Source organism: Ruegeria sp. BHSB058, assembly GCF_059613285.1.
Map to the genome: position 1 here is coordinate 41,713 of NZ_JBXWSF010000013.1, position 26,099 is coordinate 67,811.

A 26,099-nucleotide genomic window follows, 5' to 3' on the forward strand; every position below is an offset into this window, starting at 1 on the left:
AAACGCGCGGGGGGCCTGTAAGCCGGATCCTGTTCCGGGGTTGCCCCCTTCGATGACCATTCCTCTAGGCCGCGCATTGCTGCGCGGCTCAAGCTGCCAACCCGGTCCCTCTCGGCCAAGGCGAGCCTAGCGGCGGTATCGGCTGACGCCGACCGGCCCGCGCGGGGACCCTATTCGGCATTGCTCCCGGTGGGGCTTGCCGTGCCGCCCCTGTTGCCAGCGGCGCGGTGGGCTCTTACCCCACCGTTTCACCCTTACCGCGCATGCGCGGCGGTCTGTTTTCTGTGGCGCTTTCCGTCGGGTTTCCCCGCCCGGGCGTTACCCGGCACCGTTGCCTTGTGGAGTCCGGACTTTCCTCTCGGGCGTCTGCCCCAGCGGCCATCCGGCCCTCCGCGCAGTTGGGGACATAGGAGTTTTGTTCCCTCAGGTCCAGAGCGCAGTATGGCCAAGCGGTGTGAAATCCGCAGGCTCCAACGCGCCGCAGGCCCGCGGGCGATAACGCAGACGAACTGCGGCAAGCAGCGTCTCGTCATCCACATCGGCCGTATAGCCCTTGTCCCGCGCCAACGCCCGGAACAATGTCGCCGGAGCGTCTTTTGGACCTTCGCAGAATCCGCGTTTTCCCGCTAATCCCTGATGCTCAAGCCGCGGCCAGTCAAAGCGGGATCCGGGATCGAACTTTCGACCCGGAGCCATATCTGAATGACCGATGACGCCTTTGGGAGGAATGCTCCAGCGCGCCATGATCCTCGTCAGCAGTCGCTCCAATGCCGCCATCTGCGGCTCCGAATAAGGATGATCCCCGCCGTTATCCAACTCGATCCCGATAGACCGCGAGTTGATATCGGTGTGCCCGCACCAACTTCCGGCGCCGGCATGCCAGGCCCGGTCCTCTTCGTTTACCATCTGCCAAAGCATGCCATCACGTCCGATCAGGTAATGCGCTGATACTTCGGCATCAGAATCACATAACCGTTCAAGCGCCGCCCCGGCGCCCTCCATCGCGGTGTAGTGAAGAACGATCAGCGACGGCGTCAGCCCATCGCGGCGCGGGCCGAAATTCGGTGATGGTTGCCAGATCGGCTCCACAGGTGTCAGTTATTGATCGCCCGTCGGAACGGGCTCGGGTCCCAGCCACAGGCATAGCCATCACCATCGGGGTCCAGACCCTTGCGATCCCTTTGCGGTCCGCCACTGGCCAGAAACTCGATCTGGGCCTGATCCGGCGAGGGGAATTTGGCACAGTTTCGCTGAGCCTTGGCCTGCAAGTTGAACCCCGCCCGGCTGTAGACTTGTGCCCCAACCGGGTTCGAAGAGGAAAGCGCGTATTGCACGATATTGGGCTGACCATCGCTGCTGCGTTGCGGCAGCGTAGTTGGCGTGACCACTTCGTAAGTCGCCTTGTTCTTTTCGATCCGCGCCGCGTCACTTTCAATCGAGCGTCGGTTGGACACCGCGTCAAAACTCTGCTCGTCGGAAATGCTGACGTTATTGGCGACCACCGGCGCAGTAGCGCTCAATGGAGCTGTAGCTGTCAATGGAGCTGCGACCGCCGCAACCGGTACATCGGGCTGAGCAGTGGCAGACGGTGACGTACCCGCCAGTGCCGCCGCGGTCTGATTGGCGATATCTTCGGCCGAATCCCCGCCTGTTTGCACAGCTGTCAACGGATCGCCTTGGGCCACCAGTGCAGACGCCTCGACAGATGATGGCGACAGCGCCTCAGACGAGATAACCGAAGGCGGGATCAAAGGGTCCCCGTTTACGGTTTGCCCGCTCAGAACCGCCTCGCGTTGCGCCTGATACGAAGGTGTGTTGAATTCGGTTCCGGGAACCGTGCTGGTGGTGTCACATGCGGCCAAAAGGCCGATCGCCGGGATCAGAAGAACTGCACGCATTTCAAGCTGCCTTTTGTTGCTCTTTCCTGCTCTACTTTAGAGTTACCACCATTTGCCCGGTTTGGCCACAAAACCGGCCGCATTTTCGAGCGCATAGGCAGTATTGAGCAGATCGCCCTCTTCCCACGGGCGTCCGATCAGCTGCAGACCCAGCGGCAAACCCTGCTTGTCCAGTCCCGCTGGGACAGAAATACCAGGAAGCCCCGCGAGGTTCACGGTCACGGTGAACACATCGTTGAGGTACATCTGTACCGGATCGGTCTCGGTCATCTCGCCCAGCCCGAAGGCGGCAGATGGGGTGGCTGGGGTCAGAATCGCGTCCACGCCTGCGGCGAACACATCTTCGAAATCCTTCTTGATCAGGGTACGGACACGGCGCGCACGATTGTAGTAAGCGTCATAGAAGCCCGCTGACAAAACATATGTTCCGACCATCACGCGGCGCTGAACCTCATGGCCAAAGCCTTCGGCGCGGGTTTTTTCGTACATCTCGGTGATGCCATCGCCCTGCGCCAACCGGGCGCGGCGGCCATAGCGAACACCGTCATAGCGGGCGAGGTTCGAGGATGCCTCGGCCGGAGCAATCACATAATAGGCGGGCAGTGCGTATTTGGTGTGCGGCAGCGAGATATCGACAATCTCAGCGCCTGCATCTTTCAACATAGCGGCGCCATCGGCCCAGAGTTTTTCGATTTCGGCCGGCATTCCGTCCATGCGGTATTCTTTCGGAATACCGATCTTTTTGCCCTTGATGTCGCCGGTCAACATGGCCTCGAAATTCGGGACGGCCAGTTCGGCGCTGGTGGAATCCTTGGGGTCGTGGCCGCACATTGTTTCCAGCATGATCGCTGCGTCACGCACATTCTTGGTCATCGGACCGGCCTGATCCAGCGAAGAGGCAAACGCGACGATACCCCAGCGCGAGCAACGGCCATAGGTGGGTTTGATACCGGTGATCCCGGTGAATGCCGCAGGCTGTCGGATCGAACCGCCGGTATCGGTGCCGGTTGCAGCCAAACACAGGTCAGCTGACACGGCAGCAGCCGAGCCGCCAGACGACCCACCGGGGGTCAGCTGTGCATCATCATTCCCGCGTCTCCACGGGCTGACGGCATTGCCATAGACCGAAGTTTCGTTCGACGATCCCATCGCGAACTCGTCCATGTTCAGCTTGCCCAGCATCACCGCGCCCGCATCGGCAAGTTGCTGCGACACAGTCGATTCGTACTCGGGCTTGAACCCTTCGAGAATGCGGCTGGCCGCCTGCGACGGCACGCCCTTGGTGCAGAACAAGTCCTTGATGCCAATGGGAAGGCCGCACATCGACGGCGCGTTACCAGCTTTGATCCGTGCGTCCGCAGCCTTTGCACGGTCCATGGCGATTTCAGGCGTCTTGTGGACAAATGCGTTCAGCGCGTCCGCCGCGTCAATGGCGGCCAGACAGGCCTGGGTCAGCTCGACGGAAGTGGTTTCGCCCTTGCGAAGCGCGTCGCGGGCCTCTGCCAAGCCCAGTTTGTTGAGATCGCTCATGTCTTACTCCACCACCTTCGGGACCGCAAAAAAGCCCTCGCGCGCATCGGGGGCGTTGGACAGAACCCTGTCCTGCTGGTTGCCATCGGTGACCACATCCTGGCGACGCTTCAGGCGCATTGGCTCGACCGAGACCATCGGCTCGACACCCTCGACATCCACCTCGTTCAGTTGCTCGATGAACCCAAGGATCGTATTGAACTCCGAGGCCAGCGCCGGCAGCGCGTCATCCTCGACCTTGATCCGGGCCAGTTTGGCCACCTTGGCGGCGGTGCTTTGGTCAATCGACATGGCTAACCCTCATATGCGTCAGGGGGCATTTACCCCTCAGACGGGCGGGTCGCAAGTGCGCAAGAGTCTTGTTGGCTTCCAAGCCGCAACCCCGAGAAAGCCGTTTTCCGACGATGCGCGCGCTCAACTGGCGCCATTTCCTCAAAACGATCATTTCAGACAGGCGCAAAAAGCGAGACCGGCGCGGAAATACCCTTCAACTGTTTTGCGCCCACTGGCTGGAATTCCAGACCTGCATCCACGCATGCGTTTTTTGCTTGTAACGAAACAAGGGGCCGGCTCGCCTGAGCTACCTGGCAAATTCGCGCCGCCATCTGCACGGCTGAACCGAATAAGTCGTTGCTGTCCTCCACGGGCTCACCGGCATGGACACCAATCCGAACCTGAATTGGTATCTCGTTCTTTTTGTTGTAGGAAGTGAACTCCCTATGAATGGACAAGGCGCAGTTCACGGAATTCGGCACATCATGGAACGATGCCATGATTCCGTCGCCAAGGTGTTTGATCTCTCGCCCTTCATAGCGCTCCAGCGACCGGCGGATGATCGCGTCATGAGCCCGCAACAATTCCACAGCCATGTCGTCACCGAGCTTGTGGGTCATTTCAGTGGAACCAATCATGTCGGTGAACATGATCGCGCGAAACGCCGAGTCATCAATGGCCTTCGTCTGCGCGGTAGGCGGATCCTGAATGCGGCCCAGAAACGCTTCAACGGCAGACAGGTCGACCTCGATCATTTCATTGGCTACGTGCCCGTGTGCCTCGGCGTGCACCCGGTCGGCGGTTGCCTTGTCCGGCGCATCCACCAGGCAGAAAGTCGTGCGCCGTTCGGCATCGAACCAATAGGTGAGAAACTTGACACCGTATTGGTCCTGTATCTTCAAATCCCGAAGGTGGTGCATCGCCACCCCCTCCGCTGTTTCTTCGACCATGTCGTGACGATCCGAGAAGATTGGCATGTGCTTCCCCTCCTCCTCTTCGTCCGAAGTATAACACGGGTTGCCCGCACACTTTGCGTTTCATGTACGGTGCGGTATCCCGTGCCGGGGGTTATCGGCGAGAAGCGCCTCGAATCGAAACCGGAATCCTCTGCCCCTCGTCCCGATTGATCTGGTAACCACGTTCTTCCAGCCTACCACTTTCGCATTCACGACAGTCGACAGATGTGGGTAGCCAAGGATCGACTTTTACAGACGGTACGCCTAGCCTCGCAATATGATTGATGCAATCGGAAGGCTCGAAGCGATCACAAACGCTTTTAAAAATGGCTCCAAATTCGCGCATCCAGTCCATGGATTTTTGCATTTCCGATGCTAGGCTTGAGCCAAGTTCAACGAGGGAGGATTTCATGAACATCATTTGGCTGGGCCACGGCAGTTTCCGCATCGAAACGGGAGAGCAGATTCTTCTGATCGATCCGTGGCTGACCGGAAACCCCTCGCTCCCCGAAGAACATCACGACGCAGCCGTCGCCGGGGCCACGCATATCCTGCTGACTCATGCGCATTTCGATCACGTCGTGGATGTCCTGCCTCTGGCAAGGAAGCTGGGCATACCTGTTGTCGGGCAATACGATCTAATGGGATTCTGGGGCGAGACCGAAGGCATCGATACCATCGGTTTCAACAAGGGAGGGACCGTGCAGCTTGGCTCGGTCAAAGTGGCGATGGTGCCCGCCTCTCATTCATCGACATTTTCTACTCCCGAGGGCCTGCGCACCGGCGGCAGCGAGGTGGGTTTCATGATCATGGCCGAAGGTCAGACGCTGTATCATTCAGGCGATACGGCGCTCATGGCGGATATGGAATGGATGGGCGACTACTACAAACCCGATATCGGCATCTTGTCCGCTGGCGGGCATTTCACCATGGACATGAAACAGGCCGCCTATGCGGCCAAACGGTATTTCAGCTTCAAGACCGTGATTCCGTGCCACTACAAAACATTCCCGATCCTCGAGCAATCCGCGCAGGATTTGGTTGACGGATTGCCCGGTGTGACCGTGATCGAACCCGAGGTCATGCGGGCGATAGAAACCTGACACCGTCACGACATGTCTGGCGCGCTCTCCCCTTCTCCGGAACTGATGGCGGTAGTGCGCCGCTGGCACCAGGCCGTTCAGAACCGTGACGGCGCCACGCTGGCGAACATGCTGTCTGCTTCGGAGCATTTGAGGTACCAGGGAACGGCAGACGACGAAGCCTGGTCGGGGCAACTATTCCGCAAAGGATTCGCCGAACATGTCGACGAGATTCCGCGCTATGACTGGGAGGAACACAGCCTTGAAGCCTTCGAGTGCGGGAATATCGGCTGGGCCCATTGCCATGCCACGTTGACATTCGCCAGTAACGGCAATTCATCTCTGCACCGTTTTACTTTCGTGCTGCACCTCGAGAATGGCGTTTGGAAGATGATCCAGCTTCATGTGTCGAACTCGAAATCCAATCTGGAAAAGATCGGCATCGAACATGAGGCGCTCAACGCACTCGTTGCGGCGGCGAGGAAAGGCTTCACGTTGGATCAAAGCGAAGGCGCGGCGTCGGTGATGTTTACCGACATTGCCGACTCGTCCCGGATCGCGCAGCAGATAGGAGATGACAACTGGGCAGACATGATCCATCGCCATTTGCAGTTGGCCCGGGACGTGATCGATAAGCACGACGGGCGGCTGGTGAAATCCCTGGGCGACGGAACGATGTCGATCTTTCGATCCGTTCACGATGCTGCGCGGGCGGCGGTGGCCTTGCAAAGGCAAAACACGGCTTTTCCGTCAGACACAGCGCTTGGCCTGCGGGTCGGCATCCATTCAGGAGACGTCATACAAAGAGACGAGGATTTTTTCGGGACGGTTGTGAACAAGGCCGCACGCGTGACCGACTTGAGCGGCCCGAATGAAATTTATGTCTCAGATGTGACGCGCCTGCTGGCGGGGACTGACGCGGAATTGCAATTTGGTGTTCCAAAATCGGTGCATCTCAAAGGGTTCGGAGGACAGCAGACGGTTTATCGCCTGAATTGGAGATGAAGAAAAACGAATGCACGGCTCAAATGGCGCGAAGATGCGCGCGTCAATCCACCCTTCGCTGCTCGAAAAATGATTTCAGCAAAGCTTCGCATTCTGCCGCGGATATTCCGTCATAAACTTCGGGCTTATGATGCGCCTGCGGATGAGAGAACACCCTTGCGCCGTGTGCCACGCCTCCCGATTTGGGATCTGCAGCGCCATAGTAGACGCGCCTGATCCGCGTTGCCGACAATGCCGCCGCGCACATTGCACAGGGTTCCAGTGTCACATACAGATCGTGACCGGGCAGCCGTTCAGAGCCCGCGTCTACACAGGCCGCCCGCAAGGCAAGAATCTCCGCATGTGCCGTTGGATCGCTCAACTCCCGCGTCCGGTTACCGGACTTGGCGACAACCCGGCCTTCAGGCGATACGATCACTGCGCCCACAGGCACTTCGCCGCGCTCGGCAGCGGCGCGCGCTTCCGAAAGTGCCTGACTCATATACGATCTGAATTCCATGCCTCTGACTGCCTCACAAACCCGGCTTTCGCAAGTCGTCGGGATGCGCTATGGCCGGTGGCATGAGCAAAACCCCTCCTCCCGGCGACCGGATCGCCAAAGTCCTTGCCCGCGCCGGTGTTGCCTCGCGCCGCGAGGCCGAACGCATGATCGAAGCAGGCCGCGTGACGGTCAATGGCAAGACCATCGACAGTCCAGCACTGAACGTGTCCGGCAAGGACAGGATCACGGTTGACGGTAATCCTGTCGCCGAGGCTGAACCGGCGCGTCTGTGGCTATATCACAAGCCCACCGGACTGGTGACCACGACCCGCGACGAAAAGGGGCGTGCGACTATTTTCGACAAACTGCCCGAAAACATGCCACGTGTCATGAGCGTGGGGCGGCTCGACCTGAACTCTGAAGGGTTGTTACTGTTGACCAACGATGGCGGCATCAAGCGCAAGCTGGAATTGCCCTCCACCGGCTGGTTGCGCAAGTACCGGGTGCGGATCAACGGACGCCCGAAGGATGAAGATTTCGCACCGCTGCGCCAAGGGCTTGTGATCGAAGGCGAAAGATTCCAACCCATGACGGTCACACTGGATCGCCAGCAGGGAGCAAATGCCTGGCTGACGGTTGGTTTGCGCGAAGGCAAGAACCGCGAAATCCGCCGCGCAATGGAGGATATCGGGCTTTCCGTGAACCGGCTGATCCGCGTGTCCTACGGGCCATTTCAACTCGGAAGCCTCAAGCCCGGCGAGGTGGAGGAGGTTCGACGCAGGGTCATGCGCGATCAGTTGGGGCTAGATCAAACCGACAAGACCGCCGACCCGGTGCAACGGCCCGCTCGCCCTCAAAGAAATCGGTCTGCCCCCGGCGGCAAACCCCGCCGGTGAGTTGACTGACGCAACCTTCCCCCTAGCGTCCCGGCTGAGCATCCACTAGATTCCCATTTGTCGGCGGTAATTTGGGGAACGCCATGTCTCAGACCGGATTGCAGAAAATAGCCTATGCAGCGCTGATTGTGCTGTTGTTTGGCGTGTGCACCGGCTGGCTTGGAGGGCTGTAAGGCGATGGCCCAGCGCTTTGGCGGAAAATACAGCCCGGATGCATCTGGCAGCGACGATCCCCCGCAACGCGGACAGTTCGACGGCGCGCGTGTGGATCCTGCCGGGGCGCGGGCCAATGTGATGTTCGTTCCGGCTATCCCGCTGGTTTTTCTGTCGCTGAACGACGGGGCAATCGGGCTGACCATGGGTCTAATTGCGGCTGGAATTCTGACGGCTGCCGCGTACCTTTTGCGCGAAGGGTTGCGGGCCGAAGCCGCGTATCACGACCGCCGTGCAGCCCGCCGCCCGGCCATTCCACGAAAAATATTTGCCAGTGTTCTGACCGGGCTTGGCGTGGGTCTCGCCGCTTTTCGCAACGATTATCTTGATGTCGGTACTGCCTCTCAAATCAGCGTGCTGGCCCCGTTGCTCTACGGGCTTGTCGGAACAGTGCTTCATTCTGTGTCCTTCGGCGTCGATCCCTTGACGGACAAGGGCATGGAGGGCGTCGATACCTTTCAACAGGACCGGGTTGCGCGAGTTGTTGGCGATGCGGAAAAACTGCTGCAGGATATGTCCGACGCCATCAAACGCGCAGGCGACCGAAAGATCGAAGCGCGTGTCGAACGTTTTCAGGACACCGCTCGAGAATTGTTCCGGACGGTCGAGGATGACCCCCGCGACCTCACGGGCGCACGCAAGTACCTGACTGTCTATTTGCGCGGCGCGCGCGATGCGACCGCCAAGTTTGCTGATGTCTACGCGAGAACACGGGACGCCAGCGCCCTGGCCGATTTTGCGGCGTTGCTGGACGATCTGGAACAGAATTTTGCCGCGCGCACCCGCAAGATGCTGCTGGATGACCACAGCGATTTGACAGTCGAAATTGAAGTTCTGCGCGACCGTTTGAAGCGCGAAGGTGTCCGGCCGGAGTGACCGGTTTGATTGATTGAGGAGGCGATTCATGTCCGATGCCACAAGAAACAAAGCTGTAGAAGCCGAAGCACTGGTGCAGGAAGTCACGGCTGTCGCCCTACCTGAACCCCAGACCGAAGCCGTTTCACTGGAAACTGCCGACGCGCCGGTTGGTGCCGAGATTCGCAAGCGGATGGGCGAAATCGACATGGCTGATACCAATTCGATCGTCTCGTTCGGATCGCGCGCCCAGGCAGAGTTGCAGGAAATCAGCCAATCGATGCTGGCAGATGTCCGCAACAAGGACGTAGGTCCGGCAGGCGACAGCCTGCGTGATATCGTGACCACAATTCGCGGCTTTTCGGTTAGCGAACTGGACGTGCGTCGCGAACGGTCATGGTGGGAAAAGCTTTTGGGCCGCGCCGCGCCTCTCGCCAAGTTCACCGCCCGGTACGAAGAGGTCCAGAGCCAGATCGACCGAATAACCGACGATCTTCTTGGACACGAACATACATTGCTCAAGGACATTAAATCGTTGGACCTGCTCTATGAAAAGACGCTTGGGTTCTATGACGAGTTGGCGCTCTATATTGCAGCAGGCGAAGAAAAGCTGACCGAACTTGACAGCCAAGACATTCCCGCAACTGCAGCCGGGGTCGAGACCGCAGCCGAAAGTGAACAGGTGATGAAGGCGCAGGAATTGCGCGACCTGCGAGCCGCACGTGACGATCTTGAACGCCGTGTGCACGACCTCAAGCTGACGCGGCAGGTGACGATGCAGTCGCTTCCCTCGATCAGGCTGGTCCAGGAAAACGACAAGTCGCTGGTGACCAAGATCAACTCGACGCTGGTCAACACTGTCCCGCTTTGGGAAACGCAACTGGCGCAAGCCGTCACCATACAGCGAAGCGCCGAGGCGGCGGCGGCAGTGAGCGAGGCCAATGATCTGACCAACGAACTTTTGACTGCCAACGCCGCCAACCTGCGCGAAAGCAACAAGATGATCCGGCAGGAAATGGAACGCGGTGTTTTTGATATCGAGGCAGTCAAACAGGCCAACGCCGATCTGGTCGGCACGATTCAGGAAAGCCTGCAGATTGCCGATGAAGGCAAGGCAAAGCGCGCCGCAGCCGAGGAAGAACTGAAAAAGATGGAGGCGGAGTTGCGAGATACACTGGCCGCCGCCAAGGCCCGGCAGGACGGCATGGGTGACGCCGCCGGAACCGCAGTTCCGGGCTGAACCACTTGATTGCGCAAAGGCTCAGATTTGGCAATTCGAGCGCAGCAATCTGCGCCCTGTTGGCATTGGTTGGCTGCGATGTCGATGGGCCGCCTTTACCAGTACCGCAGGAACGCCCGGCGACGTCGACCCCTCCTGCCAACGCCTATGTCCCACCCTCGGCACAAAGCCAGGACCTGGCCCGGTACTATGAAAAGGTGCAAGGCGATCTGCTGACGCGGGGGTTGCTGCGCACGGATGGCGGCGGCCCGGATACGCCTTATGATGCGCAAGATCTTGTCCGGAATTTCGAAACCATTGCGTTCTATAGCGAGTATTCCGGTCAGAGCGTCTCGAGCACTCCTCGCCGCACCAGCGGGCGTCTCAGCCGATGGGTCGATTCGGTCCGGATCAGTGTCGACTATGGCCCAAGCGTTCCGCCCGAGCGCAGACAGAAGGACAGTGCGCGGGTGAAATCCTATGCTGCGCGGCTTTCACGCGTCACGGGTCATCCGATCTCCACCACTGACCAGAACTCCAATTTCCATGTCTTCATCGCAGGTGACGATGACACGGCCTATGTTCAAGACCGGCTGCGGCAACTGATCCCGAATATTGGACAGGCTCAGCTTGATTTGTTTAACGATCTGCCCCGCGCGTTCTATTGCTTTGTCTTCGCGTCCGCCGGCGGCGAGTCAAGCCACACTTACACGCGTGCTGTCGCTTTGATACGGGCGGAGCATCCCGACCTCGTGCGGCTCAGTTGTATTCACGAAGAGATTGCGCAGGGCCTCGGACTGCCCAATGACAGCCCTGCCGCGCGGCCCTCAATTTTCAATGATGATGACGAGTTCGCCCTGCTGACCAGTCACGACGAAAAGTTACTGATGATGCTTTACGATCCTCGGCTGAAGCCGGGCATGACCGCCGCTGAGGCACGCCCAGTGACCGAGGATATTGCAAGAGAATTGATGGGGCAGCCGCTCTGACAGCTTTGACAGGAGAAAACCCATGGGAATTTTCGATTTTCTGACCGGTGAGTTCATCGATGTCATTCATTGGGTGGATGACACTCGCGACACAATGGTCTGGCGGTTCGAGCGTGAGGGGCATGAGATCAAGTACGGTGCCAAGTTGACCGTGCGCGAGGGGCAATCGGCGGTGTTTGTACATGAAGGGCAACTGGCGGATGTGTTCACGCCCGGCCTGTACATGTTGGAAACCAACAACATGCCGATCCTGACCACCTTGCAGCACTGGGATCACGGCTTCAAAAGCCCTTTCAAATCCGAGATCTATTTCGTCAACACGACGCGTTTCAATGATCTGAAATGGGGCACCAAGAACCCGATCATGCTGCGTGATCCGGAGTTTGGTCCCACCCGCATTCGCGCCTTTGGCACCTATACAATTCGGGTCAAGGACCCGGCGCGGTTCCTGGTGGAAATTGTCGGTACCGATGGCGAATTCACCATGGACGAGATCAGTTTTCAGATCCGCAACATCATCGTTCAGGAATTTTCCCGAGTGATCGCAAGCTCGGGAATTCCGGTTCTGGACATGGCGGCCAACACCGCCGATCTGGGCAAGCTGATCGCTGCCGAAGTGTCGCCGGTTCTGGATACCTATGGCCTGGAAATGCCTGAATTCTATATCGAAAACATCTCGCTGCCACCTGCTGTCGAGGCCGCTTTGGACAAGCGCACGTCGATGGGGCTGGCGGGTGATCTGGGCAAGTTCACCCAGTATTCGGCAGCCGAAGCGATGACCGCAGCGGCCAGCAATCCCGGTCAGGGCGGCGGCATGGGCGCCGGTCTTGGCATGGGAATGGGTATGGCGATGGCGCAGCAGATGGCGACCAGCCAGCCGCGCGGCCCATGGGGAGCGCCTGCCGCAGCTGCGCAAGCGGCTCCGCCGCCGCCACCTCCGGTCGAACATGTCTGGCATGTCGCGGTGAATGGAGAAACCTCGGGGCCGTTCTCGAAGGCCAGGCTGGGACGGATGGCGGCGGGCGGAGAGATCACGCGCGACACTTATGTCTGGACTGCAGGTCAGGACGGCTGGAAACGGGCGGAAGATGTGCAGGAACTGGCACAGCTTTTCACCGTCCTGCCGCCCCCGCCGCCGGGTGCGTGACGGAAGCAACATCCAGATGTGTAGCTGCGAAGTGTTCATTTTGTACTGATTTTGAGGGGGTAGTTGTGCGAATTGTACAACGCATATCGGGACCCTTGGCAGGCAGTTCGCTTGAGGTGGCCCGCATTTCCGTGATGTTGGTGGCGCTGCTTCACGCCGTCGTCGCCATCTGGCACCAGGCCGTCAGAAAGGATGGCACCACGACCCGGATGACAAAGGCAAAGGCCTGACCCATGACCGCTGCTCCACCGCCCCCGCCAACCGACACCTCTGGTCCTGCCGTGCAGGAGCATCGCTTTCCCTGCGCGCAATGCGGGGCGGATTATCGGTTCAATCCGAAACAAGGGGCGTTGGTGTGCGACCACTGCGGCCATTCCGAAGCCATCGGCGCCGGTCCCTGGGGCGGGGCCAGCCTGCGCGAACTGGATTTCGATGCGGCCCTGGCCGAACGCCTGCCCGATGCAGAGATGGAAGAGACGCGGGTGCTGGCCTGTCCCAACTGTGCCGCCCAGGTCGAGTTCGATCCGGATACCCACGCCGCCGAATGCCCGTTCTGCGCGACGCCGGTCGTGACGGGAACCGGTATTCACCGGCATATCAAGCCGCGCGGCGTGCTGCCGTTTGCGTTGGATGAGCGCACGGCGCACAAGGCCATGTCGGATTGGCTGGGCCGGTTGTGGTTCGCCCCCAGCGGCCTGAAGGAATACGCGCGAAAAGGCCGCCGGATGGAGGGGATATACGTTCCCTACTGGACGTTCGATGCCGACACGAAATCGGCTTATCGGGGTGAACGCGGAGACGTCTATTACGAAACCCGTACCGTCATGCGGGATGGAAAGCGGGTGCAGCAGCAGGTTCAGAAAGTACGCTGGTCATCCAGATCCGGGCGCGTTGCGCGGTTCTTTGACGACGTGCTGGTGCTGGCGTCCACATCCCTGCCCAAAAGCTATACCGACGCGCTGCAGCCGTGGGACCTGCCTGCGCTGGAACCCTATCAGCCCGAATACCTGGCCGGTTATCGGGCCGAAGCCTATACCGTCGGGCTGGCCGACGGGTACGCCGAGGCGCGGGCCCATATGGCGCGCGTGATCGAACGCGACGTCAGATTCGACATAGGCGGCGACCGACAGCGGATCCACGGCATCGAAACCGATGTGCGCGACGTCACCTTCAAACATATTCTGCTGCCGGTGTGGATGGCGGCCTATAAATATCGCGGCCAGACCTATCGCTTTGTCATCAACGGCAGAACAGGGCAGGTTCAGGGAGAACGCCCCTGGTCGGCGATCAAGATCACCATCGCGGTTCTTCTGGGCCTGCTTGTCGCCGCCGGGATCGGCTATCTGACGGCAACCGGCCAACAGTGAAACGGCGTGTTCCCATGTAAAGGGCATTGGCAGGGAATACCGCCAATGCCCGGGTTTCACCTTTGGCGTTGCCTCCAGCCGTCAGCTGCGCGAAATCTCGATCTTTTTCGCCGTTTCGGCTTTTTCGGCTGGCTTTTTCGGCACTGTCACATGCAGCACGCCGTCTCTCATCCTGGCGCTTGCCTTGGCGGCGTCGGCGTCATCAGGCAGCCGGAAGGACCGGCGGAAAGCGCCGTATTGACGTTCCGAGAAGTACCAGGTGTCACCCTTTTTCTCCTCGTGGGTTTTTTTCTCGCCCCGGACGGTGACGACGCCTTCTTCGACGGTCAGTTCGATATCCTCGTCCGACACGCCCGGAAGCTCCATCGATATGTCATAGGCATTGTCGTTGCCCGATGCCTCGGTCGCCGGGCTGAGCCAGTCGGCCAGTTTTGCACCGAAGTGCCGGAACGGGTCATAAAGCGAGGGCCAGAGGCCCGCGTGATCGGATTTTTCAACCATGTTCAGTCCTCCATTTTGCGTTTATCGGATTATCGCACAAAGCGCCGGGTTGCGCCTTGATGCGCCTCAAGATCCGGCAGGACTGTCCGCTTGCGCCGAAGCGAATCTGCGGCCATTCTGCGCCGCGACATGAAGGGGGTGCGGCGCATGACATTGGCGGTTCTGGATGAGTTGTTGGCCCAGCGGCATTCCTGCCGCGCCTTTCGCCCGGACCCGGTGCCGCGAACGGATATCGAGCAGATACTGAACAGTGCGCGCAAGGTTCCCAGCTGGTGCAATGCGCAGCCCTGGCAGGTCATCATAACCTCGGGCGACGAGACCGAAGCCTTTCGCACCGCCCTGCAGCAGGAGGCGCAAACCGCGCCCGTCACCCCTGACCTGCCGTTTCCCAGTTCTTATTCCGGTGTCTATCTGGACCGTCGCCGCGCCTGCGGCTGGGCGTTGTATGAAGCGGTCGGGGTGGAAAAGGGCGACCGCGCGGGATCGGCCCGGCAGATGATGGAGAATTTCGCCCTGTTCGGGGCGCCGCATTGTGCGATCGTGTCAAGCCCGGCGGAGCTTGGGGGCTATGGCGCGATGGATTGCGGCGGGTTCGTGACGGCCTTTGCCCTGGCCGCCCGGGCCCTGGGGGTTGCGACCATTCCGCAGGCGGCGGTCGCCTCGTACGGGCCGTTCCTGCACCGGTATTTCGGCATCGGCGACGACCGGCTGGTTCTGTGCGCGATTTCCTTTGGCTATCCGGACCCCGATCACCCCGCCAACGCGTTCAGAACGCCTCGGGCGGGGGTGGAGGACTTTGTCGATTGGCGCGGATGAGCGGCCCCTTGATCCTGTGCTGCGGCGAGGCGGTGCTGGACCTTGTTCCGGCGCGGCTTGAAGGCGGGGACGACGGGTTTCGCCCGGTTCCCGGCGGGGCGGCGGTCAATACGGCGGTGGCACTGGCGCGACTTGGGGTTTCATCCGGGTTTTTCGGAGCACTTTCGACCGACCCGATGGGCGAGCGGCTTGGGGCGCATCTGCGGCGCGAGGGGGTCGATGCAGGGTTTGCGGTCAGGCTTGATGCGCCATCCACCGTTGCCTTGGCGCACCCTTTGCCGGATGGAACGCGGTTCGATCTGTTCGATGACGGCAGCGCCGGGCGTGGGCTGAGGCAGGTGCCTGATCTGCCCGATGATGTCGGGGCCATGGTCTTTGGGGGCGTGAGCCTGATCCACGCGCCGTCTGCCGAGGTTTTCGCCGGGCTGGCGCAGACGGCCCGGGGGCCGCTGATCTGGCTGGACCTGAACATCCGGCCCGGCCTTGTGACCGACGACAAGGCCTATCGCGCGCGGTTGGCGCGGCTGATCGGGGCCGCGCATGTGGTCAAGGTGTCGGACGAGGATCTGGACTGGTTCGGCCCCCTGCCCCCGCTGCGCGCGGATCAACTGATGATACGGACCCATGGCGCGCGGGGGGCGACCGTGCGGCTGGGTCCGCACGAGCTCAGCGAGGCCGCGCCCGAGGTCAAGGTGAGCGACACGGTGGGTGCCGGCGACATATTCACGGCGGGGTTTCTGGCGTATGTGTACCGGCGGCGGCAATTGCGCACGCCGCTCGGTCTGAGCGGTGACGCGTTGCGCGGGGCGCTGCGCGCCGGTATCCGGGCCGCCAGCCTGAGCGTCGCGCGCCCGGGCGCGGAAGCACCCGAATTGGAGGAGATGGAATGCGTGCTTTGATCCAACGTGTGACGCGGGCGGCGGTGTCGGTCGATGGCGCGGTGATCGGCAAGACCGGACCGGGCCTGATGATACTGGTTTGCGCCATGCAGGGCGACGGCGAGGCGCAGGCGGACCAGCTGGCGGCGAAGATTTCCAAGCTGCGCGTATTCAAGGACGAGGCGGGCAAGATGAACCGCTCGGTTCTGGATATCGGCGGCTCGGCCCTTGTGGTCAGCCAGTTCACGCTGGCGGCCGATACATCGCGCGGGAACCGGCCCGGATTCTCTGCGGCGGCCGCGCCCGACGAGGGAGAGCGGTTGTATGAGTATTTTGCCGCAAAAATCGCCTCGCACGGCGTTCCTGTCGAGACCGGGCAGTTTGGGGCGGATATGGCGGTGGAACTGGTCAATGACGGCCCGGTGACGATCTGGATGGACATATGAACAAGGCACGGGAAACGGCGCGATCGATCTGGCAGGCCGGTGTGGATGCGGTCGGAGGCTACAAGGCGACCGAAACCGCCCTTGCGGACATGGCACGGCCCGACCGGATTCTGGCGGTCGGCAAGGCGGCGGGCGCGATGGCGCGGGCCGCTTTGGACCGGTTCGGAGACCTGCCCTGTCTGGTCGTTACCAAGGATGGCCATGGCGACGGGTTGCCAAGGCATGTGCACCTGATCGAGGCCTCGCATCCGGTGCCCGATGTCCGCAGCCTGGCAGGTGGCCGGGCATTGCGCGAGGCGGTGGAGCAGATGGCGCCGACAGAGCGGCTGCTGCTGCTGGTCTCGGGCGGCGCCTCGTCCCTGGCCGAGGATCTGGTGCCCGGGAAGACGTTGGATGACCTCTCGGCATTGAACAGGCGTCTGCTGGCGACCGGGTTGGATATCGGGGCGATGAATGCCGAGCGCCGCACGATGTCCCGCGTCAAGGGCGGCGGGCTTTTGTCTGGGTTCAAGGGCGCGCGGGTCGACGTTCTGGCGATTTCGGATGTTCCGGGGGATGATCTGATGGTGATCGGTTCGGGCATCGGCGCCCTGCCCGAATCCTGCGGATACGAGGCCAGCACCCGCGTCATCGCATCGAACGCGCATGCGCGGCAGGCGGCTGCGCAAGCCGCCGAAAGGTTGGGCCTTGCGGTGGCGGCGAATGAAGAGGCCCTGCATGATGAACTTGGGCGTCTGGCATCCAGCCTTGGTCCGCGCATCCGAGACATGGCCCGTGGCGTGATGATTTTTGGCGGCGAACCGACAGTGATGCTGCCCAAGCAGCCGGGGCGTGGCGGGCGGAATCAGGCGCTGGCCCTGGCGCTGGCCCGCGAGATCGCGGGGTGTGTCGGGATCACCGTGGTTGTTGGCGGCACGGACGGCACGGACGGCCCGACCGACGCCGCCGGAGCCATCGTCGACGGCAACATCTGGGGTGATGGCGCGGCAGAGGCATTGGAGCGGGCCGACAGCGGAACCTATCTGGAACAATGCGGGGCGCTGCTGAAGACCGGGCCGACCGGCACCAACGTCATGGACCTGCTGGTCGCAATCAGGGCATAGATTGGCGCGAATCCCCTTTCAGGCCGGCGACGTGCCTCTCAGAGTTCGGGGATGACCACCGGCAACGCGTTTCAGCGTGAAATCGAGAAAACTCCTGCATCGGGCATCGCGCGACCTGAGTGGCGACGGCTGTCTGCAAGACGATTCCGACAGGTGAATCATGGACACTCCGAACTGGCCGGGAACTGCATTCATGAATATAGTGGCTGCGTCAGCGGCATCACGAGGAACCTACGGGCAAATCATCCCTTCCCTGTTTCGCCTCACCGGAAATTGATGGCACATTTTCCGAAACGTGGGATTGCGCATTCACCCCTTCTATGCCGGACCAAGGAAAAAACGCTGGAATTCAGGCAGTTTTCATCTTGGCATCACGAAGAAAGCCTATGAAGCCGCACAGAGGTTCCATGAAAGAGGAAGACAACACGGAGATAACGCCACAATAAATGACATCTAACAGCAGGCAGGACGAAAGATTAGTGCTTGCCGGAGGATCGATATTCCGCCTACATTGACTCGTCCGTCAATAAAAAACGCCAGCGAATGGCACAGAATGCTCAATTGGGAGATACTTATGAACGAACAACTCACTCACATGACCGGTCAGGTGACCGCGGGCAAGCTGACCCGCCGCGAATTCATGGGGAAAGCGGCGGCGCTTGGCGTCTCGGCGGCCATGGCCAGCACAATGTTTGCGAATGCGGCCAAGGCAGCGGGACCGAACAAGGGCGGCGATCTGAAAATCGGCTCCATTGGTGGCGAATCGACGAACTCCCTCGACCCTGCATCCTATGCGAGCCAGGTGCCCGCTCTTAACGGCCGCCAGTTCGGCGACACCCTTGTGGTGGTTTCACCGGACGGTTCGATTGAATCGCGTCTGGCCGAAAGTGTTGAGGCCAGCGCAGATGCCAAGGTCTGGAATTTCAAGATCCGTCAGGGAGTCGAATTTCACAACGGCAAGACCCTGACCAGCGAAGACGTGCTGAAGACCATGCAGCGCCATTCGGACGAAAATTCGAAGTCGGGCGCCTTGGGCATCATGAAGGAAATCGAGTCGATGAAGGCCGATGGAGACACGTTCTCTGTCACCCTGAACAACCCGAACGCCGACTTGCCGTATCTCATGGCCGACTATCACCTGATCATTCAGCCGGATGGCGGCATGGACAACCCGGGCGCAGGCATCGGAACCGGCCCGTACAAGCTTGAAGTAGACGAGCCGGGTGTGCGTCACGCCTTCACAAAGTTCGAGAACTACTGGGCTGATAACGGCCATTTTGACAGCGTCGAGATTATCGCCATCAATGACTCCACCGCACGCACGGCAGCGCTGCAATCCGGACAGGTCCACCTGATCAACCGGGTTGAACCCAAGGTTGCAGGACTTCTGAGCCGCGCACCGGGCCTGACGGTGCAACCTACGACAGGGCGCGGGCACTATGTCTTTATCATGCACGGTGACACGGCACCATTCGACAACAACGAACTTCGTTTGGCTCTGAAATACGCCATCAACCGCGAAGAGCTGGTCGAGAAGATCCTTCAGGGCTATGGCAGCGTCGGCAATGATATCCCGATCAACGCGGCTTATCCGCTATTTGACGATACGATCCCGCAGCGTGCGTTCGACCTCGACAAGGCAGCCGAACACTACAAGGCATCCGGCCATGATGGATCACCGATCATTCTGCGCACCTCCGAAGTCGCCTTCCCGGGCGCAGTGGATGCCGCAGCACTGTTCCAGCAATCCGCTGCGCAGGCCGGTATCCCACTGGAAATTAAGCGCGAACCGGGCGATGGCTACTGGTCCGAGGTCTGGAACGTGCAGCCCTTCTGCGCTTCTTACTGGACCGGGCGCCCGGTACAGGACCAGATGTATTCCACCGCGTACCTTTCGACAGCCGATTGGAACGACACGCGCTGGAAGCGGCCGGAATTCGACGACATGCTGAACCAGGCGAAGGGCGAGCTCGACACCGCCAAACGCAAGGAGCTCTATTCCCAAATGGGTCGTCTGTTGAACGAAGAGGGTGGCCTGATCTGTCCGATGTTCAACCAGTTCATTGACGGTGTCAGCGACAAGCTGGCCGGTTGGGAAGCTGACCCATATGATGAACTGATGGGCGGTCAGGCGACTCGCAAGATGTGGTTCGCCTGACTCGGGTTCCTCAGAATGCACCCGATCATCAAACTGGTTTCCCAGCGCCTTGCGCTGGGACTCCTTTTGCTCATTGGCGCTTCGGCCCTGATCTTTGGCCTGACCGAAGCCCTGCCCGGAGACGCCGCGCAAGCCGTCCTGGGCCAGTCCGCAACCCCGGAATCCCTCGCCAACCTGCGCGAGGAAATGGGCCTCGACCGTCCTGCCCTGACCCGGTACTTCGATTGGTTGGGCGGCATCGTGCAAGGCGACCTTGGCCAGTCGCTGACCAACAAGCTGGACATCGCCGAAAGCATCGGCAAGCGGCTTGGGAATACACTGTTTCTGGCCTGCGTAGCGGCGATCGTATCGGTTCCGCTGGCGATCTTTCTGGGCCTGCTGGCCGTCCGGTATCGCAACCGCTGGCCTGACAAACTGATTTCTGCCGTCACCCTGACGACGGTTTCGATCCCCGAATTCCTCATCGGCTATGTGCTGGTCTATTTCATCTCGGTGAAACTGGGATGGTTCTCGTCGCTGGCGATGGTCAACGACTCCATGTCTTTCGGTGAAAGGCTTTACGCCATTGCGCTGCCCGCCTTGGTTCTGACGCTGGTGGTATTGGCGCAGATGATGCGGATGACGCGGGCGGCGATCCTGAACCTGATGCAGTCGGCCTATATCGAAACGGCCGAGCTGAAAGGGTTGTCCACTTTTCAGGTCATCGCAAGGCATGCGTTTCCGAACGCCATTTCGCCCATCGTGAACGTCGTCATGCTGAACCTGGCCTATCTGGTGGTCGGTGTTGTCGTCGTCGAGGTGGTGTTCGTCTATCCCGGCATGGGGCAATACCTTGTGGATGCGGTGACCAAGCGCGACGTGCCGGTTGTTCTGGCCTGCGGCGTGGTGTTCGCTGCCGTCTATATCGGCCTGAACATGGTGGCAGACATCGTGTCGATCCTTGCCAACCCAAGATTGAGGCACCCGAAATGATCAAGAATATTCCTCTTTCGGCGCTGATCGGCCTGTTCTTCACCGGCCTCTATTTCTTTGTGGCGTTCACCGCGCCGCTGATCGCCCCTTATGGAATGGCCGAGGTTGTGGGCGACGTGTGGGAACCCGCCAGCGCCGAGCACCTGCTGGGCACCGACAATATCGGCCGCGACCTGCTGACCCGCATGATCTATGGCGGGCGCACGACGATTTTCATCGCCGCGGCGGCGACGATCCTGAGTTTCGCGACCGGAACCTCTCTGGGGTTGCTGGCAGCGGTTCTGGGGGGATGGGCCGATCAGGTTCTCAGCCGGGCAGTCGATCTGGTGATGTCGATCCCGACACTGATTCTGGCGCTGGTGGTGCTGGCAATCGTACCCGTGACCGTCCCGATCCTGATTTTGGTAATGGGCCTTCTGGATGCGACGCGCCCCTATCGCCTGTCGCGATCCGTTGCCGTGGACATCAACGTGATGGACTATGTCGAAGCCGCAAAGCTGCGTGGTGAGGGCCGGGTCTGGATCATCTTCCGGGAAATCCTGCCGAATGCCCTGTCGCCGCTGGTGGCTGAATTCGGCCTGCGGTTCATCTTCATGGTGCTGTTCATTTCGACCCTGTCCTTCCTGGGACTGGGCGTGCAGCCGCCGCTGGCCGACTGGGGCGGCATCGTGAAGGAAAACAAGGACGGCATCGTCTATGGCATCGGAGCGGCCCTGTGGCCCGCAGTCGCCATCGCGACGCTGGCCATTTCGGTCAACCTTGTGGCCGACTGGGTGCTGAACCGCACCACATCGCTGAAAGGAGGCCGGGGATGAGCGAACCACTTCTCAAGGTCCGTGGCCTGAAAATCGGCGCGACTGTCTATCCGCCAGGCGAAAAGCCCCATGACATCGAAATCGTGCACGGGGTCGATTTCGACCTGGAACGCGGCAAGGTGCTGGGGCTGATCGGGGAATCCGGGGCCGGCAAGTCCACCATCGGCCTTGCCTCGATGGCCTATGGCCGGGGCGGGGTCAAAATCACCGGCGGCGAAGTCTGGGTAAACGGGCGCGATATCATGAAGTCGTCCCTGGGTGACATCCGCAACCTGCGCGGCGGCGAGGTGACCTATGTCTCGCAATCCGCGGCGGCATCGTTCAACCCGGCCAAGAAGATCATGGATCAGGTTGTCGAAGCGGCGGTTGAGCACAAGAAATTCTCGCGCAAGCAGGCTGAAGCACGCGCGCGGGAACTGTTTGCCAAGCTGGGCCTGCCCGATCCCGACAATATCGGTGATCGTTACCCGCACCAGGTCTCGGGCGGCCAGCTGCAGCGCTGCATGACCGCGCTGGCGCTGTGTCCGGAACCCGATCTGGTGGTCTTCGACGAACCCACCACGGCGCTGGATGTGACCACCCAGATCGACGTTCTGATGGCGATCAAGGAAGCCATCGCAGATACCGGCGTGGCGGCGCTTTACATCACCCACGACCTTGCCGTCGTGGCGCAGGTGAGCGACGAGATCATGGTGCTGAGGATGGGCAATACGGTCGAATATGGCTCGACCGACCAGATCATCAACAACCCGCAGGAGGAGTATACCCAGGCGCTGGTCTCGGTCCGCTCCATCGAGCACGAGGAAAAACAGCCCACGCCCGAAGCGGTGCTGACCGTCGACGGGATCACCGCGCGGTACAAGGGGCTGAATTTCGACGTGCTGCACAACGTCAATGTCGAGCTTCATCCCGGGCAGACGCTGGCGATCGTGGGCGAATCCGGCTCGGGCAAATCCACGCTGGCGCGGGTGATCACCGGGCTGTTGCCGCCGCGCGATGGCTCGATCACTTTTGCCGGACGCAAGCTGTCGCGTGATCTGGCCGGGCGATCCCGCGAGGATCTGCGTGAGTTGCAGATGATCTATCAGATGGCCGATGTCGCGATGAACCCCCGCCAGACTGTGGGTACGATCATCGGACGGCCGCTGGAGTTCTATTTCGGTATGCGCGGATCGGAAAAGCGCAAGCGGGTCATCGAATTGCTGGACGAGATCGAACTGGGCGAAAAATTCATCGACCGCTATCCGGCGGAGCTGTCGGGCGGCCAGAAACAGCGGGTCTGCATCGCCCGCTCGCTGGCGGCCAAGCCCAAGATGATCATCTGTGACGAGGTCACCTCGGCGCTTGATCCGCTGGTGGCGGACGGCATTCTGAAACTGCTGCTGGATCTGCAGAAGATCGAGGATGTGGCCTATCTGTTCATCACCCACGATCTGGCGACGGTGCGCGCCATCAGTGACAGTATCGCGGTGATGTATCAGGGGCGCGTTGTCCGCTATGGCTCGAAATCGCAGGTGCTGAACCCGCCCTTTGACGACTATACCGATCTGCTGCTCAGCTCGGTGCCCGAGATGCATCTGGGCTGGTTGGAAGAAGTGGTTGCGCATCGCAAGATGGAGAGCGCGGGGAACTGATCCCGTTTCGAAAAACGTTAATCCCGGCTTTTGCCTGACGGCAGAGGTCGGGATTTTACCATTCGGGGCGTGAACTGGCAGGCCTGTGCGCCGCTCTTCGCTAGTCTCGGCCAAAACTGACCCTCGCAACGGAGCACGCGATGGACCGCAAATTGCTGTTGATCATTCTGGACGGCGTACCGTACCGGAATTTCCGCCGTCTGTTCGGCAATCTCGAAGGCTGGGTGGACAGCGGCGAGGCGCGGGTGTGGAAGCTGCGCGCGGTGCTGCCCTCGACTTCGGCAAGCTGCTATGCCTCGATCCATACCGGCGTCACCCCGCAGGAACACGGCTGTACCGGCAACGGCAACGTGTTTCGTCTGAACCACAAGGACATCTTTAGCCAGGTGCGCCAGGCAGGCGGTGTCACCGGCGCGGTCACGCACAGCTTTTGGTCGCAATTCTTCAACCGTCATCCGTTCGATTATGTCCGCGACATCGAATATGACGAACCCGAGAGCACGACCATCAATCATGGCCGGTTCCATTCGATGACCGGGTATGGCCATGCCAACCAGATGACGCCGTCGGATGTCGACCTGTTCGCGACACTGACCAATCTGTGTCTGCGCTTCGGTCTGGATTACGGTATTTTGCACACCTGCACGCTCGACAGTATGGGGCACCGCTTTTTCCACGAATGCGAGGAAATGGATCATGCCTGTTTTGTCATGGACGAGATGCTGGCCCCGTTCATCCCGCGGTGGCGCCAGTTGGGGTATGACGTGATCGTCACCGCAGATCACGGCCAGGACGAGCGTGGCCATCATGGCGGGCGCAGCGAGTTGCAACAGGAAACGGCGCTCTATTACTTCGGGGATGCCGACGGGCCGGAACCGGTTGCGGTGATCGACCAGTTGCAACTGGCACCGACTGTTCTGGACCGGCTGGGGGCGCCCATTGCCGATACCATGAAGGCAAAGCCGTTCTTATCGTGACCCGCTTTCAACTGGCGCTGGAAAGGCGATTGCAACGCCTTTCCCGTAAGCGTCCGATGAACCCGACCTAGCAACTGTATTTCTCAGGCGGTCTGAGCCGACCAGTTTTGCCGAGATTTTAGGAGTGCGTTCGCGATTGTAACGAGCTTTCTAGCGACTGCTGTGATGATGACTTGGGGTCGTGGACCTGTCCCGTTTTTGTGCCGCCCCAGGTGCTCGTTTAGGCCACTTTCCGTTCGAAAGCGACCGGGCTTTTCCAGCCGAGGGCTGAGTGCCGCCTTCGCGGATTGTAGAAACCGTTGATGTATTGGAAGATGGCCAGTTCCGCATCTCTGCGCGTCTGCCACGACCTGCGCCAGATCAGCTCCGCCTTGATCGTCTTGCAGAACGCTTCAACGGCGGAGTTGTCATAGCAGTTGCCCTTGCCGCTCATCGACACCTGGAATCCGTGCTGGCGCAGGAGTTTCTGATAGTCGTGCGAACAGTATTGGCTGCCACGGTCGGTGTGGTGAATGCAACCTGTTGGTGGCTGACGCAGCGCCACAGCCATCTTCAACGCTCGGATCGCCCCCCTCTCATCGCCGCAAGCGGCGACTGCCGGGCAGGCCAACACCCAAATCTGAAGCAACCTGCCTGCGCGTCAGCCCGCTCGTCAGCGCGATCCGCACCGCATCAGCGCGGAATTCGTCCGTCCGTTTCAGTCCCATAGTCAGTCTCCTTTGTTGCAATAAATGCTATCAAAGGAGCGGCATCAAACCGCGACACGTCCAAATTGCGCCACTGTCGATCATATCTGTTATGCTCATCTACTATCTTCTTCAGTTTTGTTTTGGTTAAAGTAGTCGCAGCGCTCTAAAAAATGGTCGCGCCGAAAGGGTGGCTCTTGTGGCAGCTCTGACAAAAAGCGCCAGTCCTGATCGCTGCACATGTATCGCCCTATTCCTAAGGTCCTCAGGTAGTGATCAAGTGGAACCCCATGATATTGTGAAATGCTATCCAAGCTGTCGTCACCACGCCATTTCCTGCTGGTTTCGGAATCGGAAAAAAACCGAAGCGAACAGTTTCCACCCAGAATACCATGGCCATCGTACAAAACTGCACAACCCACCTTTCGGCCAAGAACAGAGAAGCTAAGTAGCTTGGGATCTACTTCGTACCCCCATTGACGAACCGCAATGATCTTTTGATTGTCTTCGCCAATCGGGTGCAACAGCATGGTACCGTCAGATCGGACTCCAACTACAGTTCCGGTTACCTGAGGAAGCTGTTTTCCACGCGCTTCCAGCTCGGGTGTTACTGAAATCGCTGCAGACGGCATGCTCAGCAGGGCAACGACTGCTAACACTTGGATGCGCGCAAAGAGATTACTATTGTACATTTTTTTATCGTTATCGAAAACTTCTTTAAGTTGCAATTTATGCCACCATAACCACCTTTCCGCGCAAGTAACAATTTTCCTGACTTGAGGTCAACTTTTACTGCATCTCCCGCCATCCAACACCATCCGCACAGCACGCTCGCGTACTTCCGGTGAATACTTGTTCGTTGTCTTTGTCGTGATGCTCCATCCAATTCATGAGTTGGAGCCTCCGGCAAACCCGGTGCAGTTCAAGCCATCAAACCCGCATTTGGCTCTTCCATGTTAAGAGTGGAGCTGTTGCGCATCCACCACAGGGTGTTTCCGCTCCGTTTGCTTCCACAGTGCTTCCAGTAGTGGTGGCAAAACGTAAGAAGCGCCCCTTTGGGGCGTTAGAGCGTTGTATTTATGCGGTAAAAGTGGTTGCGGGAGCAGGATTTGAACCTGCGACCTTCAGGTTATGAGCCTGACGAGCTACCTGGCTGCTCCATCCCGCGCCGGTTTGTTGGCCTTTTGGTTTTTGCCTTGAGG

At 60.0% G+C, this 26,099-nt stretch carries 28 protein-coding genes, 1 tRNA gene, 1 other RNA gene and 1 pseudogene; 19 read left to right on the forward strand and 12 right to left on the reverse strand.

Annotated features, from left to right (window positions below; all coding sequences use genetic code 11):
- Nucleotides 1-2: 2 nt before the first annotated feature.
- From rnpB to AC2FNB_RS05500, 6 genes are all read right to left on the reverse strand, one after another.
- An RNA gene (gene rnpB, locus AC2FNB_RS05475) (RNase P RNA component class A) lies at nt 3-394 on the reverse strand.
- Nucleotides 395-423: 29 nt separating this feature from the next.
- Nucleotides 424-1,098 (reverse strand): N-acetylmuramoyl-L-alanine amidase, encoded by a 675-nt coding sequence (locus AC2FNB_RS05480; protein WP_496744985.1) that lies wholly within the window; start codon nt 1,096-1,098, stop codon nt 424-426.
- On the reverse strand, nt 1,095-1,898 hold the full coding sequence (locus tag AC2FNB_RS05485) for a hypothetical protein (protein ID WP_496744955.1): 804 nt from the start codon (nt 1,896-1,898) through the stop codon (nt 1,095-1,097). The genes AC2FNB_RS05480 and AC2FNB_RS05485 overlap by 4 nt, the downstream gene beginning before the upstream one ends.
- 42 nt (nt 1,899-1,940) lie before the next feature.
- Nucleotides 1,941-3,428, reverse strand: a complete 1,488-nt coding sequence (gatA, locus tag AC2FNB_RS05490) for an Asp-tRNA(Asn)/Glu-tRNA(Gln) amidotransferase subunit GatA (protein ID WP_480751123.1) — start codon at nt 3,426-3,428, stop codon at nt 1,941-1,943.
- A 3-nt stretch (nt 3,429-3,431) separates the two neighbouring features.
- A complete protein-coding gene (gatC, locus tag AC2FNB_RS05495) occupies nt 3,432-3,719 on the reverse strand; it encodes an Asp-tRNA(Asn)/Glu-tRNA(Gln) amidotransferase subunit GatC (RefSeq protein WP_480751125.1) in 288 nt (95 codons plus the stop codon).
- Between the two features lie 155 nt (nt 3,720-3,874).
- Nucleotides 3,875-4,678, reverse strand: a complete 804-nt coding sequence (locus AC2FNB_RS05500; RefSeq protein WP_496744958.1) for a nickel-binding protein — start codon at nt 4,676-4,678, stop codon at nt 3,875-3,877.
- 389 nt (nt 4,679-5,067) lie between these two features.
- Here AC2FNB_RS05500 and AC2FNB_RS05505 point away from each other — a divergent pair, with 389 nt between their 5' ends.
- On the forward strand, nt 5,068-5,760 hold the full coding sequence (locus AC2FNB_RS05505; RefSeq protein ID WP_496744960.1) for a metal-dependent hydrolase: 693 nt from the start codon (nt 5,068-5,070) through the stop codon (nt 5,758-5,760).
- Nucleotides 5,761-5,772: 12 nt separating this feature from the next.
- Entirely contained in the window at nt 5,773-6,744 is a 972-nt protein-coding gene (locus AC2FNB_RS05510; protein WP_496744961.1) for a nuclear transport factor 2 family protein, read from the forward strand.
- A 43-nt stretch (nt 6,745-6,787) separates the two neighbouring features.
- On the opposite strand, the gene AC2FNB_RS05515 is transcribed toward AC2FNB_RS05510, so the two are convergent.
- On the reverse strand, nt 6,788-7,243 hold the full coding sequence (locus AC2FNB_RS05515) for a nucleoside deaminase (protein WP_496744963.1): 456 nt from the start codon (nt 7,241-7,243) through the stop codon (nt 6,788-6,790).
- Nucleotides 7,244-7,305: 62 nt separating this feature from the next.
- Between AC2FNB_RS05515 and AC2FNB_RS05520 the strand changes: the two genes are divergently transcribed.
- The 7 genes from AC2FNB_RS05520 to AC2FNB_RS05550 all read left to right on the forward strand — a co-directional run bounded on the left by AC2FNB_RS05520 (nt 7,306) and on the right by AC2FNB_RS05550 (nt 13,911).
- Nucleotides 7,306-8,121 (forward strand): pseudouridine synthase, encoded by an 816-nt coding sequence (locus AC2FNB_RS05520; RefSeq protein WP_496744965.1) that lies wholly within the window; start codon nt 7,306-7,308, stop codon nt 8,119-8,121.
- A 177-nt stretch (nt 8,122-8,298) separates the two neighbouring features.
- On the forward strand, nt 8,299-9,210 hold the full coding sequence (locus tag AC2FNB_RS05525; RefSeq protein ID WP_480751135.1) for a 5-bromo-4-chloroindolyl phosphate hydrolysis family protein: 912 nt from the start codon (nt 8,299-8,301) through the stop codon (nt 9,208-9,210).
- A gap of 28 nt (nt 9,211-9,238) precedes the next feature.
- Nucleotides 9,239-10,429 carry a toxic anion resistance protein gene (locus AC2FNB_RS05530; protein ID WP_496744967.1) on the forward strand — a complete coding sequence of 397 codons (1,191 nt, stop codon included), beginning with the start codon at nt 9,239-9,241 and terminating at the stop codon, nt 10,427-10,429.
- A gap of 5 nt (nt 10,430-10,434) precedes the next feature.
- Nucleotides 10,435-11,397 (forward strand): DUF2927 domain-containing protein, encoded by a 963-nt coding sequence (locus AC2FNB_RS05535; RefSeq protein WP_496744969.1) that lies wholly within the window; start codon nt 10,435-10,437, stop codon nt 11,395-11,397.
- A gap of 22 nt (nt 11,398-11,419) precedes the next feature.
- Nucleotides 11,420-12,544, forward strand: a complete 1,125-nt coding sequence (locus tag AC2FNB_RS05540) for an SPFH domain-containing protein (RefSeq protein ID WP_496744971.1) — start codon at nt 11,420-11,422, stop codon at nt 12,542-12,544.
- Nucleotides 12,545-12,609: 65 nt separating this feature from the next.
- Nucleotides 12,610-12,774 (forward strand): hypothetical protein, encoded by a 165-nt coding sequence (locus AC2FNB_RS05545; protein WP_496744973.1) that lies wholly within the window; start codon nt 12,610-12,612, stop codon nt 12,772-12,774.
- A gap of 3 nt (nt 12,775-12,777) precedes the next feature.
- On the forward strand, nt 12,778-13,911 hold the full coding sequence (locus tag AC2FNB_RS05550; protein ID WP_480751142.1) for a TFIIB-type zinc ribbon-containing protein: 1,134 nt from the start codon (nt 12,778-12,780) through the stop codon (nt 13,909-13,911).
- 81 nt (nt 13,912-13,992) lie between these two features.
- Here AC2FNB_RS05550 and AC2FNB_RS05555 read toward each other — a convergent pair whose 3' ends face one another.
- Nucleotides 13,993-14,412, reverse strand: coding sequence for an Hsp20/alpha crystallin family protein (locus AC2FNB_RS05555; RefSeq protein WP_496744975.1), 420 nt, complete (start codon nt 14,410-14,412; stop codon nt 13,993-13,995).
- A 147-nt stretch (nt 14,413-14,559) separates the two neighbouring features.
- On the opposite strand from AC2FNB_RS05555, the gene AC2FNB_RS05560 reads away from it, so the two are divergent.
- The 10 genes from AC2FNB_RS05560 (at nt 14,560) to AC2FNB_RS05605 (ending at nt 24,211) form a co-directional block, all read left to right on the forward strand.
- A complete protein-coding gene (locus tag AC2FNB_RS05560) occupies nt 14,560-15,228 on the forward strand; it encodes a nitroreductase (protein ID WP_480751178.1) in 669 nt (222 codons plus the stop codon).
- On the forward strand, nt 15,225-16,127 hold the full coding sequence (locus AC2FNB_RS05565) for a carbohydrate kinase family protein (RefSeq protein WP_496744977.1): 903 nt from the start codon (nt 15,225-15,227) through the stop codon (nt 16,125-16,127). The genes AC2FNB_RS05560 and AC2FNB_RS05565 overlap by 4 nt, the downstream gene beginning before the upstream one ends.
- The gene (gene dtd, locus AC2FNB_RS05570) at nt 16,115-16,552 is read left to right on the forward strand and encodes a D-aminoacyl-tRNA deacylase (protein WP_480751146.1); all 438 of its coding nucleotides are present in this window, start codon (nt 16,115-16,117) and stop codon (nt 16,550-16,552) included. Before AC2FNB_RS05565 ends, dtd begins: the two co-directional genes overlap by 13 nt.
- Nucleotides 16,549-17,655 (forward strand): glycerate kinase type-2 family protein, encoded by a 1,107-nt coding sequence (locus tag AC2FNB_RS05575; RefSeq protein WP_496744979.1) that lies wholly within the window; start codon nt 16,549-16,551, stop codon nt 17,653-17,655. The genes dtd and AC2FNB_RS05575 overlap by 4 nt, the downstream gene beginning before the upstream one ends.
- A 51-nt stretch (nt 17,656-17,706) precedes the next feature.
- Nucleotides 17,707-18,045, forward strand: coding sequence for a hypothetical protein (locus tag AC2FNB_RS05580; protein WP_480751150.1), 339 nt, complete (start codon nt 17,707-17,709; stop codon nt 18,043-18,045).
- A 184-nt stretch (nt 18,046-18,229) separates the two neighbouring features.
- Entirely contained in the window at nt 18,230-19,813 is a 1,584-nt protein-coding gene (locus AC2FNB_RS05585) for an ABC transporter substrate-binding protein (RefSeq protein ID WP_480751152.1), read from the forward strand.
- A 15-nt stretch (nt 19,814-19,828) separates the two neighbouring features.
- The gene (locus tag AC2FNB_RS05590; protein ID WP_480751154.1) at nt 19,829-20,785 is read left to right on the forward strand and encodes an ABC transporter permease; all 957 of its coding nucleotides are present in this window, start codon (nt 19,829-19,831) and stop codon (nt 20,783-20,785) included.
- Entirely contained in the window at nt 20,785-21,600 is an 816-nt protein-coding gene (locus tag AC2FNB_RS05595; protein ID WP_480751180.1) for an ABC transporter permease, read from the forward strand. The genes AC2FNB_RS05590 and AC2FNB_RS05595 overlap by 1 nt, the downstream gene beginning before the upstream one ends.
- Complete coding sequence (locus AC2FNB_RS05600) at nt 21,597-23,234, forward strand: ABC transporter ATP-binding protein (protein ID WP_480751156.1); 1,638 nt, start codon at nt 21,597-21,599, stop codon at nt 23,232-23,234. The genes AC2FNB_RS05595 and AC2FNB_RS05600 overlap by 4 nt, the downstream gene beginning before the upstream one ends.
- A gap of 140 nt (nt 23,235-23,374) precedes the next feature.
- A complete protein-coding gene (locus AC2FNB_RS05605; RefSeq protein WP_496744982.1) occupies nt 23,375-24,211 on the forward strand; it encodes an alkaline phosphatase family protein in 837 nt (278 codons plus the stop codon).
- Nucleotides 24,212-24,431: 220 nt separating this feature from the next.
- Here AC2FNB_RS05605 and AC2FNB_RS05610 read toward each other — a convergent pair.
- The 4 genes and pseudogenes from AC2FNB_RS05610 to AC2FNB_RS05625 form a co-directional block, all read right to left on the reverse strand.
- Nucleotides 24,432-24,779, reverse strand: a pseudogene (locus AC2FNB_RS05610) (DDE-type integrase/transposase/recombinase); the annotation flags it as partial.
- Between the two features lie 7 nt (nt 24,780-24,786).
- Nucleotides 24,787-24,918: a transposase gene (locus AC2FNB_RS05615; protein WP_496744987.1), complete on the reverse strand. Its 132-nt coding sequence runs from the start codon at nt 24,916-24,918 to the stop codon at nt 24,787-24,789.
- Between the two features lie 95 nt (nt 24,919-25,013).
- Complete coding sequence (locus AC2FNB_RS05620; protein ID WP_496744983.1) at nt 25,014-25,625, reverse strand: hypothetical protein; 612 nt, start codon at nt 25,623-25,625, stop codon at nt 25,014-25,016.
- A gap of 363 nt (nt 25,626-25,988) precedes the next feature.
- Nucleotides 25,989-26,065: transfer RNA gene (locus AC2FNB_RS05625), tRNA-Met, on the reverse strand.
- Nucleotides 26,066-26,099: the final 34 nt, after the last annotated feature.

What these genes read in the sequence shown, in the direction of transcription:
- dtd (WP_480751146.1), top strand. Translation starts at nt 16,115, where the DNA reads ATGCGTGCTTTGATCCAACGTGTGACGCGGGCGGCGGTGTCGGTCGAT.
- AC2FNB_RS05510 (WP_496744961.1), top strand. Translation starts at nt 5,773, where the DNA reads ATGTCTGGCGCGCTCTCCCCTTCTCCGGAACTGATGGCGGTAGTGCGC.
- AC2FNB_RS05500 (WP_496744958.1), bottom strand. Translation starts at nt 4,678, where the DNA reads ATGCCAATCTTCTCGGATCGTCACGACATGGTCGAAGAAACAGCGGAG.
- AC2FNB_RS05540 (WP_496744971.1), top strand. Translation starts at nt 11,420, where the DNA reads ATGGGAATTTTCGATTTTCTGACCGGTGAGTTCATCGATGTCATTCAT.
- gatA (WP_480751123.1), bottom strand. Translation starts at nt 3,428, where the DNA reads ATGAGCGATCTCAACAAACTGGGCTTGGCAGAGGCCCGCGACGCGCTT.
- AC2FNB_RS05560 (WP_480751178.1), top strand. Translation starts at nt 14,560, where the DNA reads ATGACATTGGCGGTTCTGGATGAGTTGTTGGCCCAGCGGCATTCCTGC.
- AC2FNB_RS05525 (WP_480751135.1), top strand. Translation starts at nt 8,299, where the DNA reads ATGGCCCAGCGCTTTGGCGGAAAATACAGCCCGGATGCATCTGGCAGC.
- AC2FNB_RS05600 (WP_480751156.1), top strand. Translation starts at nt 21,597, where the DNA reads ATGAGCGAACCACTTCTCAAGGTCCGTGGCCTGAAAATCGGCGCGACT.
- AC2FNB_RS05505 (WP_496744960.1), top strand. Translation starts at nt 5,068, where the DNA reads ATGAACATCATTTGGCTGGGCCACGGCAGTTTCCGCATCGAAACGGGA.
- AC2FNB_RS05565 (WP_496744977.1), top strand. Translation starts at nt 15,225, where the DNA reads ATGAGCGGCCCCTTGATCCTGTGCTGCGGCGAGGCGGTGCTGGACCTT.
- AC2FNB_RS05550 (WP_480751142.1), top strand. Translation starts at nt 12,778, where the DNA reads ATGACCGCTGCTCCACCGCCCCCGCCAACCGACACCTCTGGTCCTGCC.
- AC2FNB_RS05530 (WP_496744967.1), top strand. Translation starts at nt 9,239, where the DNA reads ATGTCCGATGCCACAAGAAACAAAGCTGTAGAAGCCGAAGCACTGGTG.
- AC2FNB_RS05485 (WP_496744955.1), bottom strand. Translation starts at nt 1,898, where the DNA reads ATGCGTGCAGTTCTTCTGATCCCGGCGATCGGCCTTTTGGCCGCATGT.
- AC2FNB_RS05520 (WP_496744965.1), top strand. Translation starts at nt 7,306, where the DNA reads ATGAGCAAAACCCCTCCTCCCGGCGACCGGATCGCCAAAGTCCTTGCC.
- AC2FNB_RS05615 (WP_496744987.1), bottom strand. Translation starts at nt 24,918, where the DNA reads ATGGGACTGAAACGGACGGACGAATTCCGCGCTGATGCGGTGCGGATC.
- AC2FNB_RS05605 (WP_496744982.1), top strand. Translation starts at nt 23,375, where the DNA reads ATGGACCGCAAATTGCTGTTGATCATTCTGGACGGCGTACCGTACCGG.
- gatC (WP_480751125.1), bottom strand. Translation starts at nt 3,719, where the DNA reads ATGTCGATTGACCAAAGCACCGCCGCCAAGGTGGCCAAACTGGCCCGG.
- AC2FNB_RS05580 (WP_480751150.1), top strand. Translation starts at nt 17,707, where the DNA reads ATGACCACCGGCAACGCGTTTCAGCGTGAAATCGAGAAAACTCCTGCA.
- AC2FNB_RS05590 (WP_480751154.1), top strand. Translation starts at nt 19,829, where the DNA reads ATGCACCCGATCATCAAACTGGTTTCCCAGCGCCTTGCGCTGGGACTC.
- AC2FNB_RS05575 (WP_496744979.1), top strand. Translation starts at nt 16,549, where the DNA reads ATGAACAAGGCACGGGAAACGGCGCGATCGATCTGGCAGGCCGGTGTG.
- AC2FNB_RS05585 (WP_480751152.1), top strand. Translation starts at nt 18,230, where the DNA reads ATGAACGAACAACTCACTCACATGACCGGTCAGGTGACCGCGGGCAAG.
- AC2FNB_RS05515 (WP_496744963.1), bottom strand. Translation starts at nt 7,243, where the DNA reads ATGGAATTCAGATCGTATATGAGTCAGGCACTTTCGGAAGCGCGCGCC.
- AC2FNB_RS05555 (WP_496744975.1), bottom strand. Translation starts at nt 14,412, where the DNA reads ATGGTTGAAAAATCCGATCACGCGGGCCTCTGGCCCTCGCTTTATGAC.